The 14,591-nt window shown below is 71.2% G+C and carries 12 protein-coding genes; 9 read left to right on the top strand and 3 right to left on the bottom strand.

Annotation, left to right across the window (positions count from 1 at the left end; all coding sequences use genetic code 11):
* Positions 1–162: 162 nt before the first annotated feature.
* Positions 163–891 (bottom strand): GntR family transcriptional regulator, encoded by a 729-nt coding sequence (locus ACIY1X_RS17175; protein WP_038212978.1) that lies wholly within the window; start codon positions 889–891, stop codon positions 163–165.
* Positions 892–1,001: 110 nt separating this feature from the next.
* Between ACIY1X_RS17175 and ACIY1X_RS17170 the strand changes: the two genes are divergently transcribed.
* From ACIY1X_RS17170 to ACIY1X_RS17145, 6 genes are read left to right on the top strand one after another with little or no spacing between them, the layout of a single operon-like run.
* A complete protein-coding gene (locus ACIY1X_RS17170) occupies positions 1,002–1,769 on the top strand; it encodes an ABC transporter permease (protein ID WP_399682746.1) in 768 nt (255 codons plus the stop codon).
* Complete coding sequence (locus tag ACIY1X_RS17165; RefSeq protein WP_399682743.1) at positions 1,766–2,593, top strand: ABC transporter ATP-binding protein; 828 nt, start codon at positions 1,766–1,768, stop codon at positions 2,591–2,593. Before ACIY1X_RS17170 ends, ACIY1X_RS17165 begins: the two co-directional genes overlap by 4 nt.
* A gap of 33 nt (positions 2,594–2,626) precedes the next feature.
* Positions 2,627–3,631 (top strand): ABC transporter substrate-binding protein, encoded by a 1,005-nt coding sequence (locus ACIY1X_RS17160; protein ID WP_399682740.1) that lies wholly within the window; start codon positions 2,627–2,629, stop codon positions 3,629–3,631.
* A complete protein-coding gene (locus tag ACIY1X_RS17155) occupies positions 3,628–4,599 on the top strand; it encodes a tripartite tricarboxylate transporter substrate binding protein (protein WP_399682737.1) in 972 nt (323 codons plus the stop codon). The genes ACIY1X_RS17160 and ACIY1X_RS17155 overlap by 4 nt, the downstream gene beginning before the upstream one ends.
* A 2-nt stretch (positions 4,600–4,601) precedes the next feature.
* On the top strand, positions 4,602–6,128 hold the full coding sequence (locus tag ACIY1X_RS17150) for a sulfatase (protein WP_399682734.1): 1,527 nt from the start codon (positions 4,602–4,604) through the stop codon (positions 6,126–6,128).
* On the top strand, positions 6,125–7,717 hold the full coding sequence (locus ACIY1X_RS17145) for a GMC family oxidoreductase (RefSeq protein ID WP_399682731.1): 1,593 nt from the start codon (positions 6,125–6,127) through the stop codon (positions 7,715–7,717). The genes ACIY1X_RS17150 and ACIY1X_RS17145 overlap by 4 nt, the downstream gene beginning before the upstream one ends.
* A 10-nt stretch (positions 7,718–7,727) precedes the next feature.
* Here ACIY1X_RS17145 and acs read toward each other — a convergent pair whose 3' ends face one another.
* Together acs and ACIY1X_RS17135 are read right to left on the bottom strand one after the other, a co-directional pair.
* Positions 7,728–9,704 carry an acetate--CoA ligase gene (gene acs, locus ACIY1X_RS17140; protein ID WP_399682730.1) on the bottom strand — a complete coding sequence of 659 codons (1,977 nt, stop codon included), beginning with the start codon at positions 9,702–9,704 and terminating at the stop codon, positions 7,728–7,730.
* Positions 9,705–9,730: 26 nt separating this feature from the next.
* Positions 9,731–11,374, bottom strand: coding sequence for an acyl-CoA synthetase (locus tag ACIY1X_RS17135; protein ID WP_399682727.1), 1,644 nt, complete (start codon positions 11,372–11,374; stop codon positions 9,731–9,733).
* Positions 11,375–11,452: 78 nt separating this feature from the next.
* Between ACIY1X_RS17135 and ACIY1X_RS17130 the strand changes: the two genes are divergently transcribed.
* The 3 genes from ACIY1X_RS17130 to ACIY1X_RS17120 form a co-directional block, all read left to right on the top strand.
* A complete protein-coding gene (locus ACIY1X_RS17130; protein ID WP_399682724.1) occupies positions 11,453–13,438 on the top strand; it encodes a PAS-domain containing protein in 1,986 nt (661 codons plus the stop codon).
* Positions 13,435–14,205: a response regulator transcription factor gene (locus tag ACIY1X_RS17125; RefSeq protein ID WP_399682721.1), complete on the top strand. Its 771-nt coding sequence runs from the start codon at positions 13,435–13,437 to the stop codon at positions 14,203–14,205. The genes ACIY1X_RS17130 and ACIY1X_RS17125 overlap by 4 nt, the downstream gene beginning before the upstream one ends.
* A 161-nt stretch (positions 14,206–14,366) precedes the next feature.
* A partial coding sequence (locus ACIY1X_RS17120; RefSeq protein ID WP_399682719.1) for a DUF485 domain-containing protein occupies positions 14,367–14,591 on the top strand: 225 nt, incomplete at its 3' end.

Here is a 14,591-nt window from a genome sequence, read left to right as displayed (position 1 = left end):
AGATCTCGCCCCAGCCGGCGGCGCCGTCCTCGTCCTCCACGCGCACGAACACGGCGGGCCGGTCGTGCATCACGCCGAAGGAGGTGCGCACCGGCGTCTTCACGGGGTAGCGGAAGACGTGCGCCTCGACGCGGGCGACGGCGATCGGCGTGGAGTCGTCGGTCATGGCTTGAGGTTCATCTCGACGTGGATGGCGTCGCCGCGGTAGGTGACTTCGCCCAGGTAGATCACGCGGCCGGTCTCGTCGCGGAACACGCGCCGCACCTCGGCCACCGGCGCATTGACCGGCACGCCCAGCAGGCGGGCCACTTCCAGGTCGGCCGTGCCGATGGTCAGCACCTGGTGCGCGTGGGCGATGGTCACGCTCTTCATCGAGGTCAGGATCGGGATCACCGTCTCGTCGCGGAAGCGCTTCGGGCTGCGGCGGAAGATGCGCTCGTCCAGGTGGATGTTGATCACGCAGTAGGGCTGGCCGTCGCGCGAGTGCACGCGCCGCATGAAGACGTAGCGCTCGGCGGGCGTGCCTTCGTCCGGGCGCAGCGCGGGGGCGGCGGTCGATTCGTCGATGTTGACGATCTGCGGCTCGGTGTCGCGGTACATGCGCGCCAGCGCGTCGAGCGTGGTCACCACGCTCAGCCAGCGCTCGTTGGCGGGCCTGCCGGTGACGAAGGTGCCGCGGCCCTGCTGCGGCGACACCAGAGCGTCGCGCGCCAGCAGCTCGATGGCCTGGCGCATGGTGACGCGTGCCACGCCGAACTCGGCGCCCAGTTCTTCCAGCGAGGGCAGGCGATGACCCTGGGGCCACAGCCCGCGCGCGATGCGCTGGCGCAGCACGTCGGCCACCTGCAGGTAGCGCGGAATGGGGCTGTCGGAGAAGGGGGGCGTGTTCACGAGACGGTGCAGGTTATTTGTATATATCTAAACGTCTGGTCTATAGTACGACCAAACCATCCGGGCAGCCACCCCCTGCTCGAACACAGTTCCCATCGGAGACGTCTTCCATGCCGAGCCGGCCGGCCGCCTTGCGCATCCTCCTGATTCTCGCCCCCTGGGCGCTGCTGCTCCTGCTGTGGTACGGGGTGCGCGCGAGCGGCCTGGTCAACCCGGCGCTGGTGCCGGCGCCGCACCAGGTGGCGGCCAAGTTCGCCGAACTGGCCCGCGGCCGCCTGCCGGGCGACGTGTGGATGTCCACCCAGCGCGTGTTCATCGGGGTGACGCTGGGCACGCTACTGGCGGTGCCGGTGGGCTTCTGCCTGGGCTGGTACAGGGGGCTGCGCAGCTTCGTCGATCCGGTGATCAACTTCTTCCGCGCGCTGCCGCCGATCGCGCTGATCCCGCTGGTGATCGTGTACTTCGGCATCGGCGAGGCGGCCAAGACGGTGATCCTGTTCTACGCCTCCTTCTTCGCCGGCGTGATCGTGATGTACGAGGGCATCGCGCAGATCAGCCCGATCTTCGTGCGGGTGGCGCGCACCCTGGGCGCCAACGATTTCGAGATCTTCGCCAAGGTGATCGTGCCGCTGACGGTGCCGCACATCCTCACGGCGGTGCGCGTGGCGCTGGGCGTGGCCTGGGCCACGCTGGTGGCCTCGGAGCTGATCGCCGCGCAGCAGGGCCTGGGCGCGCTGATCCAGGACGCCTCGTCCTTCTTCCAGCTCGACATCATCTACGTGGGCATCATCTGCATCGGCTTCATCGCGCTGGTCATGGACCTGCTGCTGCGCGCGCTGAGCCGCCGCCTGGTGGCCTGGCAGGACCGCATCGCATGAACACGGCCCAACCGACCGACGCGCCGGTGCGCGTCTCCTTCCGCGACGTGATGGTGGAGTTCCCCACCGCACAGGGCCCGATGCGGGTGCTGGACGGCGTCTCGCTGGACATCCGCCAGGGCGAGTTCGTCTCGGTCATCGGCCCCTCGGGCTGCGGCAAGACGACGCTGATGAACATCCTGGGCGGCTTCGTGCAGCCCACCGCCGGCCAGGTGCTGCTGGACGGCAGGCCGGTGCAGGAGCCGGGCCCCGACCGCGGCGTGATCTTCCAGGAGTACGGCGTCTTCCCCTGGCTCACCGTCCGGCAGAACATCGCCTTCGGCCTCAACCTGGCGGGCAACAAGGTGCCGAAGTCCGAGCACAAGGGCATCGTCGAGCGCTACATGGGCCTCATGGGCCTCTCGGACTTCGCCGACCACTTCCCCAAGCACCTGTCGGGCGGCATGCGCCAGCGCCTGGCGATCGCGCGGGCCTACGCGGTGCGCCCGCAGTTCCTGCTGATGGACGAGCCCTTCGGCGCGCTCGATGCGCAGACGCGCAGCGCCATGCAGGACCTGCTGCTGCAGGTGCTGCAGACCGAGGGCAAGACGGTGATGCTGATCACGCACTCGGTGGACGAGGCGATCTACCTGTCTTCGCGCATCGTGGTGGTGACGGCGCGGCCGGCGCGCATCCGCACCGTGATCGACGTGCCCTTCGGCTACCCGCGCGCCGAGAACGTGCACGAAGACCCGCGCTTCGCCGCCCTGCGCGCGCAGATCCGCGAGCTCGTCATGCAGGAGTACGCGGCGCAGGCACGCCAGGCCGTGCGCCTGTCGGATTGATCGATGCACCCCATTTCAAACAGGAGACACCTCATGCCCATCCAGCGCAGAAGCTTCATCCGCCACACCGCCGCGGCCACGGCCGCCCTCGGCATCGGGCTGCCCGCCCTCGCGCAGTCGCGCACCAAGGTCAAGGTCGGCTACCTGCACACGCCGGCCGTGGACGGCCAGATGTGGCTCGGCATCCAGTCCGGCAGCTTCGCCAAACAGGGCCTGGAGCTGGAGCCGGTGCTCTTCACCACCGGGCTGGAGCTCTTCCAGGCCATGATCGGCGGCAGCCTGGACGTGCTGGCCACGGGCGCGGTGCTGTCCAACTTCCCGGCGCGCGGGCAGGGCAAGGTCTTCCTGATCAACGACATCGAGTACGCCACGGCGCAGCTGTGGGTGCGCGGCGATGCCGGCATCAACAGCATCGCCGACCTCAAGGGCAAGCAGATCTCCACCACCACCGGCACCACGGCGCACGTGTTCCTCGACCGGGCGCTGCGCTCGGCGGGGCTCGATCCGACGAAGGACGTGCGCCTGGTCAACCAGCGCATGTCGGAGGCGGTGACCTCGCTGATCTCCGGCGCGGTGCCGGCCGTGGCGCTGTGGGCCCCCTTCGACTCGGTGGTGCGCGGCAAGCTGCCCGGCGCGCGCAAGATCGTCGATGCCTCGGCCTTCTTCCCGCAGGCCGCCATCGTCGGCGGCTGGGCGGCGCGCAACGATTACTACGAGAAGAACAAGGCCGTGCTCTCCAGGCTCATCGCCGGCTGGCTGCCGGCCAACGAGCAGATCGTCGCCAACCCCGACGCCGCGGCCGAGCAGCTGCAGAAGACGCAGTACAAGGACGTTCCGCTGGCCGAGTTCAAGGAGCAGTTCAAGGCTTCCAAGTACTACTCCGCCGCCGAGTGGCGCGCGAAGTACGCCGACGGCACCGTCACTGGCTGGCTGCAGCAGGTGACGGACTTCTTCGTCCAGACGGCGAACATCCCCAATGCACTGAAGGCGCAGCAGTACTTCGATCCGTCGTTGTTCACCGGGCAGGTGAAGGCATGAAGCGGCGAACCTTTGCTGGATGGGCGGCCGCCGCGGCCTGGCTGGGCGCATCGCGGTCGATGGCCGCGGGCTACCCGGAGCGGGCGGTGCGCGTGGTCGTGGCCTGGCCGGGCGGCGGCCTGGTGGACATCCCGGCCCGGCTGGCGGCCGAGCACCTGCAGAAGACGATGGGCCAGCCCTTCGTGGTCGACAACAAGCCGGGCGCCGGCGGCAACCTCGGTGCCGACGTGGTCGCGAAGGCGCCGGCCGACGGGTACACGCTGCTGGTGACGACGAGCGCCATCGCCATCAACCGCGCGCTGGGCATGCCCATGCCCTTCGACCTGTTCAAGGACTTCGAGCCCGTGGCCTCCCTGGCGCATGCGCCGCTGATCCTCGTGACGCATCCGGGGCTGGGCGTCGATTCGGTCGACGCGCTGATCCGCATGGCGCGCGCCAGGCCGGGGCAGCTCAGCTATGCCTCGGCGGGCAACGGCAGCCCGGGCCACCTCGCCGGCGAATGGTTCAAGTCGGCGGCGAAGATCCAGGCGGTGCACGTGCCGTACAAGGGCGCGCCACCGGCCATGGTCGACCAGGTCGCCGGCCGCGTGAACTACCACTTCGCCAACGCGGCGGTGGCGCTGCCCCAGATCCAGGCCGGCAAGCTGCGGCCGCTCGCCGTCGCCAGCACGAAGCGCCTGAAGCTGCTGCCCGACGTGCCGACCATGATCGAGTCCGGCGTGCCGGACTTCGACGCCGACCAGTGGATCGGGATGCTGGCGCCGCGCGGAACGCCCAGGCCGGTCGTGGATGCGCTGGCCGCCGAGATCGGGCGCGGCTTCGCCGGCGCCGCGGTCGAGGCGAATTTCGGGCGCAGCGGCCTGTCCGTGGCCGCGGCGCAGGACCCGGCGCGCTTCGCGCAGGAGATGCGCGCGGACGCCCAGCGCTGGGAGCGCATCGTGCGGCAGGCCGGCATCAAGGCCGAGTGACCATGAAGACCATCTTCGTCCTCTTCGATTCCCTGGTCCGCAACGCGCTCGGCTGTTATGGCGGCAGCGCGATCCCCACGCCCTCGTTCTCGCGCTTCGCGGAGCGGTCCGTCGTCTTCGACACGCACTTCGTCGGCAGCCTGCCCTGCATGCCCGCGCGGCGCGAGATGCACACCGGGCGCCTGAACTTCCTGCACCGCAGCTGGGGGCCGCTGGAGCCCTTCGACCAGTCCTTCGCGGCGCTGCTGACGCAGGCCGGCGTGCACACCCACCTGGTCTCCGACCACTACCACTACTGGGAGGACGGGGGCGCCACGTACCACAACCGCTACAGCACCTGGGAGTTCGTGCGCGGGCAGGAGTGGGACAAGTGGAAGGCGATGGTGCAGCCGCCGCTGGAGCGCTTCCGCACGCAATACCACGCCATGCAGCAGCCCGCCGGCCCGGCCGACGGCCGCCTGCAGGCGATGGTCAACCGGGAGTTCATGCGCGACGAGGCGGACTACTGCTGCCCCCGCACCTTCGCGGCCGGCTTCGAGTTCCTCGACGCCAACCGCGGCGCCGACAACTGGCTGCTGCACCTGGAGTGCTTCGACCCGCACGAGCCCTTCCATGCGCCGCGGCGCTTCCGCGAGGCCTTCCCCACGGGCTACCGCGGTCCCATCCTCGACTGGCCGCGCTACAAGCGCTGCGCCGAGTCGCCGGAGGAGATCGCCGAGCTGCGCGCCAACTACGCCGCGCTGATCAGCATGTGCGACGCGTACTTCGGGCGCCTGCTCGACTACATGGACCGGCACGACATGTGGAAGGACACGGCGCTCGTGCTGACTACCGACCACGGCTTCCTGCTCGCGGAGCACGACTGGTGGGGCAAGAACCGCATGCCCTTCTTCAACGAGATCGCGCACATCCCGCTGATGATCCACCACCCGGCGCACGCGTCGAAGGCCGGCCAGCGGCGCCGGGCGCTCACGCAGACCGTCGACCTGATGCCGACGCTGCTGTCGATGCACGGCGTGGCCGCGCCCGCGACCTGCGAGGGCCACGACCTGCTGCCGCTGCTCGACGGCGACGGCCGGCTGCGCGACGTGGCGCTCTACGGGATGTTCGGCGCCGGCACCAACGCGACCGACGGCCGCTACACCTACTTCCTCTACCCCGAGGACATGACGCGGCAGATGCTGTACGAGTACACGCTGATGCCGATGCACCTGAAGTCGATGTTCCACGTCGACGAACTGCGCGGCGCGCAACTGTCGCCGCCGTTCTCCTTCACGCAGGGCGTTCCCGTGCTGAAGGTGCCGGCGCGGCGCAACGACAAGGGCCAGCCGACCGGGCACCAGGGGCAGGGCGGGGGCTACGAGGACACCACCACCGTGCTCTACGACCTGCAGGGCGACTACGAGCAGGCGCGGCCCTTCCGCGATGCGCAGATCGAGGCGCGCCTGCAGGCGGCGATGGCCGAGGTGATGCGCCGCAACGACGCGCCGCCGGAGGCCTTCACCCGCCTGGGCCTGCCGCAGCCATGAGCGGTGTGGACCACATCATCGTCGGCGCCGGCTCGGCCGGCTGCGTGCTGGCCAACCGGCTCAGCGCCGCCGGCCGCCGCGTGCTGCTGCTGGAGGCCGGCGGCGCGGGCGGGCACTTCTGGCTCAGGCTGCCGGTGGGCTACTTCCGCTCGATCTACGACCCGCGCTTCTCCTGGCAGTTCGAGGTCGAGCCGCAGTCCGAGACGGCCAACCGCAGCATCGTCTGGCCGCGCGGCCGGGTGCTGGGCGGCTCCAGCGCGATCAACGGGCTGATCTACATCCGCGGGCAGCACGCCGACTTCGACGACTGGGCGCGCGCCGGCGCCGAGGGCTGGGGCTACCGCGACGTGCTGCCCTTCTTCCGGAAGTCGGAGCGCTACGCGGGCGGCGAGAGCGAATACCACGGCGGATCGGGCGAGCTGTGCGTCTCGGACCTGCGCAACGACCATCCCTACTGCACGGCGTGGCTGGAGGCCGGTGCGCAGGCGGGCTATCCGGCCAGCGACGACTTCAACGGCGCGCGCGACGAGGGCCTGGGCACCTACCAGCTCACGCTGCGCGGCCACTGGCGCTGCGACGCGGCCACCGCCTTCCTCAAGCCGGCGCTGGCGCGGCCGAACTTGCAGGTGAAGACCGGCGTGCACGTGACGCGGGTGATCGTCGAGGGCGGCCGCGCCACCGGCGTGGAGTGGCTCGAGGGCGGGCGGCTGCACCAGGCCCGGGCCGAGGGCGACGTGATCCTCGCCGCCGGCGCATTGCAGAGCCCGCAGCTGCTGCAGCTCTCCGGCATCGGCCCGGCCGACGCACTGCGCCGCCACGGCATCGTGGTGCAGGTGGACGCGCCCGAGGTCGGTGCCAACCTGCAGGACCACTACCAGGCCCGCGTGATCGTCAAGCTGCGCGAGCGCATGTCGCTGAACGACCAGGTGCGCAGCCCGCTGGGCCTGGCGCGCATGGGGGCGCAGTGGCTGTTCGGCCAGCGCGGTCCGCTCACCGTGGGCGCCGGGCAGGTCGGCGGCATGGTGCGCACGGCGGTCGCCAAGGACGCGCGCGCCGACGTGCTGTTCAACGTGATGCCGCTGTCGGTGGACAAGCCGGGCGACGCGCTGCACGGCTTCTCGGGCTTCTCGGCGTCGGCCGCGCAGTGCCGTCCGGAATCGCGCGGCACGGTCTCGCTGCGCTCGGCCGATCCGCTGGCGCCGCCGCGCATCGTCGCCAACTACCTCACCGAGCCGCACGACATCCGCGTGCTGGTCGAGGGCCTGAAGATGCTGCGCGAGATCTACGCGCAGCCGGCCTTCCGCGACCTGGTCACCGGCGTCGAGTACCTGCCGGGCAACGATCTGCGCGCCGACGAGGCGCTGGCGCAGTTCGCCCGCGCCAAGGGCGGCACGGTCTTCCACCCGGTCGGCACCTGCCGCATGGGCGGCGACGCACGCTCGGTGGTGGACGCGGATCTGCGCGTGCGCGGCGTCGATGGGCTGCGCGTGATCGACGCCTCGGTGATGCCGACCATGACTTCGGCCAACACCAACGCGGCGGCGATCCTGATCGGCGAGAAGGGCGCCGACCTCGTGCTGCGCGGCTGAGGGGCCGCTGTCAGTTGGTCTGGGCCAACTGTTCGAGGATGGCCGGATTCTCGAGGGTGGAGGTGTCCTGCGTGATCGCCTCGCCCTTGGCGATGGAGCGCAGCAGGCGCCGCATGATCTTGCCGCTGCGCGTCTTGGGCAGGTTGTCGCCGAAGCGGATGTCCTTGGGCTTGGCGATCGGGCCGATCTCCTTGGCCACCCAGTTGCGCAGTTCGTTGGCGATGGCCTTGGCCTCCTCGCCGGTCGGGCGCGGACGCTTGAGCACGACGAAGGCACAGATCGCCTCGCCGGTGGTGTCGTCGGGGCGGCCCACCACCGCGGCCTCGGCCACCAGGTCGGTCTTGGCGACCAGGGCCGATTCGATCTCCATCGTGCCCATGCGGTGGCCGCTGACGTTCAGCACGTCGTCGATGCGGCCGGTGATGGTGAAGTAGCCCGTCTTCGCGTCGCGGATCGCGCCGTCGCCGGCCAGGTAGTAGCGGCCCTGGAACTCCTCGGGGAAGTAGCCCTTCCTGAAGCGCTCCGGGTTGCCCCAGATGGTCCGGATCATCGCTGGCCAGGGCCGCTTGACCACCAGGATGCCGCCCTGGCCCCAGGGCAGCTCGTTGCCCGTCTCGTCCACCACCGCGGCGGCGATACCGGGGAAGGGCAGGGTGCACGAGCCCGGCACCAGCGCCGTGGCGCCCGGCAGCGGCGTGATCATGTGCGCGCCGGTCTCGGTTTGCCAGAAGGTGTCGACGATGGGGCAGCGGCCGCCGCCCACGTGCCGGTGGTACCACTCCCAGGCAGCCGGGTTGATCGGCTCGCCCACCGAGCCGAGGATGCGCAGGCTCGACAGGTCGTACTGCTTCGGGTGCGCCGCCTCGTTGGCCTCGGCCGCCTTGATGAGCGAGCGGATGGCGGTGGGCGCGGTGTAGAACACCGTCACGCCGTGGTCCTGGATCATCTTCCAGAAGCGCCCGGCGTCCGGGTACGTGGGCACGCCCTCGAAGACCACCTGCGTCGCACCCAGCGCCAGCGGGCCGTAGGCGATGTAGGTGTGGCCCGTCACCCAGCCGATGTCGGCGGTGCACCAGAACACGTCCTCGGGCTTCAGGTCGAAGGTCCAGGCGCAGCTCAGCGCGGCCTGCAGCAGGTAGCCGCCGGTGGCGTGCTGCACGCCCTTGGGCGTGCCGGTGGAGCCGGAGGTGTAGAGCAGGAAGAGCGGGTGCTCCGCCTCCACCCACTCGGGTTCGCACTGCTCGCTCTGGCCGTCGGCCAGCTCGGCCAGCCACAGGTCGCGCGGCGCCTGGAAGGGCACCGCCGCGCCGGTGCGCCGCGCCACCAGCACGTGGCGCACGCTGGCGCAGCCGCCCTGGGCCAGCGCCTCGTCGACGATGGCTTTCAGCGGCAGCTGCTTGCCGCCGCGCACCTGCTGGTCGGCGGTGATGACGAGGCTGGCGCCGGTGTCGGCGATGCGGTCGCGCAGCGCATGGGCCGAGAAGCCGCCGAACACCACCGAGTGGATGGCGCCGATGCGCGCGCAGGCCTGCATGGCGGCCACGCCGTCGACCGACATCGCCATGTAGATCACCACCCGGTCGCCCTTCTTCACGCCCAGCGATTTCAGGGCGTTGGCGATGCGGTTCACGCGCGCCAGCAGCTCGCGGTAGCTGACGCGGGTGACGGCGCCGTCGTCGGCCTCGAAGACGATGGCCGTCTTGTCGCCCAGGCCGCGCTCGATGTTGCGCTCCAGGCAGTTCCAGCTCGCGTTGAGCGTGCCGTCGTTGAACCATTCGAAGAAGGGCGCGCGGCTGTCGTCCAGCACGCGGGTGAAGGGCTGCTTCCAGCCGACGAACTCGCGCGCCAGCCGGCCCCAGAAGGCCTGCGGGTCGGCGTCGGCCTCGGCCGCCAGCGCGTCGTAGGCGGCGCGGCCGGCCACGCGGGCGGTGCGGGCCAGCTCGGCCGGCGGGTCGTACGTGCGTTGGGTCGGGAGGGTGTCGCTCATGGTCTGTCTCCGGGGGTGGATGGGGCTCACTCGATGGCGCGGGCCGACTGCACGCGCTCGCGCAACACGAACTTCTGGATCTTGCCGGTGGAGGTCTTGGGCAGCTCGCCGAACACGATGCGCTTGGGCAGCTTGAACCGCGCCAGCAGCGGCCGGCAGAAGTCCAGCAGCTCGGCCTCGTCCACGCTCGCGCCGGGCTTGAGTTCGACGAAGGCGCAGGGCACCTCGCCCCACTTCTCGTCGGGCAGCGCGACCACGGCGGCAGTCATCACGGCGGGGTGGTGGTGCAGCGCGTCCTCCACCTCGATGGAGGAGATGTTCTCGCCGCCGGAGATGATCACGTCCTTGCTGCGGTCGGTGATCTTCACGTAGCCGTCCGGGTGCAGCACGCCCAGGTCGCCGGTGTGGAACCAGCCGCCGGCGAAGGCCTCCTCGGTGGCCGTCGGGTTCTTCAGGTAGCCCTTCATCACCGCGTTGCCGCGGAAGAAGATCTCGCCGATGGTCTCGCCGTCGGCGGGCACCGGCTGCAGGGTCTGCGGGTCCAGCACCGTCACCGCTTCCTGCAGCGGGTAGGGCACGCCCTGGCGGCCGTTCATGCGGGCGCGCTCCACCGGCGGCAGGTCCTGCCACTCGGGCTTCTTGGCGCACACGGCGGAGGGGCCGTACACCTCCGTCAGTCCGTAGACGTGCGTGATGGCGATGCCCGCGGCCTCGCAGCCTTCGATCACCGCCGCGGGCGGCGCGGCGCCGGCCACCAGGCCCTGCACGGTGTGGCCGATGCCCTCGCGCAGCGCGGGCGGCGCGGCGATCAGCAGGCTGTAGACGATGGGCGCGCCGCACAGGTGCGTGATGCGGTGCTCGCGGATGAGCGGGAAGATGAGGGCCGGGTCCACCTTGCGCAGGCACACGCTGGTGCAGGCCATCAGCGCCGTGGTCCAGGGGAAGCACCAGCCGTTGCAGTGGAACATGGGCAGCGTCCACAGGTAGACGGCGCCGTCGGGCAGGTTCCAGGCCAGCGCGTTGCTGGCGGCGTTGAGGTACGCGCCCCGGTGGTGCGTGACGACGCCCTTGGGGTTGCCGGTGGTGCCGCTGGTGTAGTTGAGGGCGATGGCGTTCCACTCGTCCGAAGGCGGCTGCCAGTCGAACGCCGGGTCGCCCTGCGCGAGGAAGTCCTCGTAGCCGATCTCGCCCAGCCGCGCGCCCTCGGGGGCGGTGTCGTCCTCCACTTCGATCACCAGCGGCCGGTGTGCGCCCAGCGCGCTCAGCGCCTGGCCGACAGCGCCGGCGTACTCGCGGTCGGTCAGCAGCACCTTGGCCTCGCCGTGCTGCAGCATGAAGGCGATGGCCTGGGCGTCCAGCCGGGTGTTCAGGGTGTTGAGCACGGCGCCCGTCATCGGCACGCCGAAGTGCGCCTCGTACATGGCGGGCACATTGGGCAGCATGCAGGCCACGGTGTCGCCCGGTCCCACGCCGTGCGCCGCCAGCGCGCCGGCCAGGCGGCGGCAGCGGGCGTAGGTCTCTGCCCAGCTCTGGCGGCGCCCGCCGTAGACCAGCGCGGTGCGCTGCGGATGCACGTGCGCCGCCCGCGCGATGAACGACAGCGGCGTCAGCGCCACGAAGTTGGCCGGGTTGCGGTCCAGCCCCAGGTCGTACGGATTGATGCGCGTCAAATTTGTCTCCTGCACCGTTGTGCCGACAATGGATGGCGCGAGGATGGCGTACGAAGATTGCAGGAGAGGCACCTGAATATGACGAATGTTTGCAACCTCGCCGGACAGGACGCGGCCGGCGCCCCCGCGCCGCTGGAGCGCTACCTGACGCTGCAGACCGGCCTGGACATGCTGGAGCAGGGCCTGTCGATCTTCGATGCCGACCTGCGCCTGGTGGCCTGGAACCGCGCCTACGTGAAGCTGCTGGAATTCCCGGAGGAGATGGCCTGGCTGGGTGCCCCTTTCCGCAGCTTCATCGAGTACAACGCCCGCCGCGGCGACTACGGCCCCGGCGACCCGGAGCAGCAGGTGGCCGAACGCATCGCCGCCGCGCGCACCTTCACGCCGCACGACATCGAGCGCGTGCGGCCCGACGGCACGGTGCTGCGCATCCGCGGCCAGCCGGTGCCGGGCCACGGCTTCGTGACGCTGTACTCCGACGTGACCGAGCGCCGCCGCGCGGAGGCCACCATCCGCCGCCAGAACGCCGAGCTGGAAAGCCGCGTCGCCGAGCGCACCGCCGAGCTGCAGCAGAGCGAGGAGCGGGTGCGGCTCGTCATGGACTCCATCCCCGCCCTGGTGGCGTACTTCGACCGCCAGCGCGTGTACCGCTACCTCAACCGCGGCTACCGCGACTGGTTCGGCGTGGACACCGCCCGGCCCGAGACGGTGAGCGCGCGCCGCTTCCTGGGCGAGGCGGTGTATGCCATCGTGCGGCCCCACGTGCGGCGCGCGATGGCCGGCGAGGCGCAGAGCTTCACCTACGAACTGACCACCCTCGGCGGCGAGCGGCGCCTGGTCCGCACCTCCTTCGCGCCCGAGATCGCCGAGGACGGCAGCGTGGCCGGCTGCTTCGAGCTGACCTTCGACATCACCGAGCAGCGCCGCGCGCAGGCGCTGGTGGCGCGCGCGCAGAAGCTCGAATCGCTGGGCCACCTGACGGGCGGCCTGGCGCACGACTTCAACAACATCCTCACGGTGGTGATCGGCAACCTCGACGCGCTGGCCCAGGCCCGCCCGCAGGACGAGGCCGTGCCGGAATACGTGCAGCCCGCGCTGGACGCCGCGCGCCGCGGCGCCGAGCTGGTGCGCGCGCTGCTGAGCTTCGCGCGGCGCCAGCCGCTGCAGGCGGCCTCGGTGCACGTCGGTGCGCTGGTCGACACGGTGGCCCGGCTGGTGCGCCACTCGCTGCCCGAGACGCTGACGCTCGCGGTGGACGCCGCCCCGGCGCCGCTGTGGACCTGGATCGACGCCACGCTGCTGGAGCAGGCGCTGATCAACCTCGTGCTCAACGCGCGCGACGCCACCGGGCCGCTGGGCCGCATCACCCTGCGCGCCCGCGCCGCGCACCTGGACGCCGCGCACGCCACGCCGCTGCAGATGTCGCCCGGCGACTGCGTGCGCATCGAGGTGGAGGACGACGGCGCCGGCATGGACGCCGCGACCGTGGCGCGCGTCTTCGAGCCCTTCTTCACCACCAAGCAGCCCGGCAGCGGCACCGGCCTGGGCATGTCGGTGGTGTACGGCTTCATCCGCCAGTCGGGCGGCGCCATCGACCTGCGCAGCGCGCCGGGGCAGGGCACCACCGTCACGCTGTGGCTGCCGGCCACCGAGCCGCCGGCGGCCGAGGGCGCCGGGCGCGAGGCGGGCGCCGCCGCGCCCGCCGTGCAGCAGGGCCTGGCCCTGCTGGTGGACGACGACGCCCAGGTGCGCCGCGTGATCCGCCGCAGCCTGCTGGAGCTGGGCTACGCCGTGCTGGAGGCCGACGGCGGCGCCGAGGCGCTGCAGTTGCTGCAGCACACGCCCGGCATCGCGCTGGTGCTGTCCGACGTGGCGATGCCCGGCCGCATCGACGGCGTGGCGGTGGCCCATGCGGCGCGCGGCGCCGTGCCCGGCCCGGCCGTGGTGCTGATGAGCGGCAACGCGCCCGACGACATCGCGCGGCCGGCCGGCGTGCCGCTGCTGACCAAGCCATTCACCGCCGAGCAGCTCGCCCGCGCGATCGAGGAAGGGAGACCGCGATGAACCACCCCCACGGCACGCCGGCCGGCGGCACCACGCACCGCGCCGCCGGCGCCGACGACAGCAGCCCGCCCGCCCTGGTCTACGTGATCGAGGACGACCCGGCGGTGGCGAAGCTGGTGCTTTCCACGCTCCAGGAGTTCGGCTTCGCCTGCGAGGCCTTCGGCAGCGGCGCCGCCGTGCTGCGCCGGCTGCAGGTGGAAAAGCCCGACCTGTGCATCATCGACCTGGGTCTGCCCGACATGGATGGGCTGGACCTGATGCGCCGCATCACCGCCGCCGGCAACGCGGGCGTGCTCATCCTCACCGGCCGCGGCCACCCGGCCGACCGCGTGATGGGCCTGGAGCTGGGCGGCGACGACTACGTGACCAAGCCCTTCGAGTCGCGCGAGCTGGTGGCGCGGGTGCGCAGCATCCTGCGCCGGCGCAGCCTGGCGGCCGGCCAGGCGCCGGGCCAGCGGCGCTACGCCAGCTTCAACGGCTGGCGCATCGACTGCGCTGCCAACGTGCTGCGCGCGCCCGACGGCGCCGAGCACCTGCTGGGCACCGCCGAGACGCAGGTGCTGCGCTGCTTCGTCGAGCGGCCGCACCAGATCCTCACGCGCGAGCAGCTCATGGGCGCGCGCGACCTGCTGCCCACCGACCGCAGCATCGACGTTCGCATCTCGCGCCTGCGCAAGAAGATCGAGGCCGACCCGCACGCGCCCGCGATCATCAAGACGGTGTACGGCGCGGGCTACCTCTTCGCGGCCGACGTCACCTGGGAATAGGGCGCGCAGGGCGCCGCGCGGGGCGCGCGCCGTCAGTTCCGCGCAAGCCTTGTCACACGAGTGTTCGCGCCGTGTGACGAATGATTGCACCGCGCCCACGGGGGCGGCGCGGCACCGAAGAATGCGCCCGCAGGCTCATTCCAGATGCCAGGAGACCCCTCATGAGCGACCCGGTCACGGAGCGCATCCGCTCCCATCCTAAATACCTCGAGCTTCGGCGAAAGCGCAACCGCTTCGGCGGCTGGCTCACGGTGCTGATGCTGCTCGTGTACTACGGCTACATCGCGCTGATCGCCTTCGACAAGGCCTTCCTCGCCCGGCCCATCGGTGCGGGCGTCACCACGCTGGGCATCCCGATCGGGCTGGGCGTGATCGTCTTCACCATC

It is taken from the genome of Xenophilus sp. (genome assembly GCF_044462705.1).
In the GTDB taxonomy this organism is placed as follows: Bacteria; Pseudomonadota; Gammaproteobacteria; order Burkholderiales; family Burkholderiaceae_C; genus Xenophilus; species Xenophilus azovorans.
This window is presented reverse-complemented; position numbering and strand designations above follow the sequence as displayed.

Bases quoted from the DNA above. Each gene is read 5' to 3' on its own strand.
- ACIY1X_RS17170 (WP_399682746.1), top strand. From the start codon at position 1,002: ATGCCGAGCCGGCCGGCCGCCTTGCGCATCCTCCTGATTCTCGCCCCC.
- ACIY1X_RS17165 (WP_399682743.1), top strand. From the start codon at position 1,766: ATGAACACGGCCCAACCGACCGACGCGCCGGTGCGCGTCTCCTTCCGC.
- ACIY1X_RS17160 (WP_399682740.1), top strand. From the start codon at position 2,627: ATGCCCATCCAGCGCAGAAGCTTCATCCGCCACACCGCCGCGGCCACG.
- ACIY1X_RS17155 (WP_399682737.1), top strand. From the start codon at position 3,628: ATGAAGCGGCGAACCTTTGCTGGATGGGCGGCCGCCGCGGCCTGGCTG.
- ACIY1X_RS17150 (WP_399682734.1), top strand. From the start codon at position 4,602: ATGAAGACCATCTTCGTCCTCTTCGATTCCCTGGTCCGCAACGCGCTC.
- ACIY1X_RS17145 (WP_399682731.1), top strand. From the start codon at position 6,125: ATGAGCGGTGTGGACCACATCATCGTCGGCGCCGGCTCGGCCGGCTGC.
- acs (WP_399682730.1), bottom strand. From the start codon at position 9,704: ATGAGCGACACCCTCCCGACCCAACGCACGTACGACCCGCCGGCCGAG.
- ACIY1X_RS17130 (WP_399682724.1), top strand. From the start codon at position 11,453: ATGACGAATGTTTGCAACCTCGCCGGACAGGACGCGGCCGGCGCCCCC.
- ACIY1X_RS17125 (WP_399682721.1), top strand. From the start codon at position 13,435: ATGAACCACCCCCACGGCACGCCGGCCGGCGGCACCACGCACCGCGCC.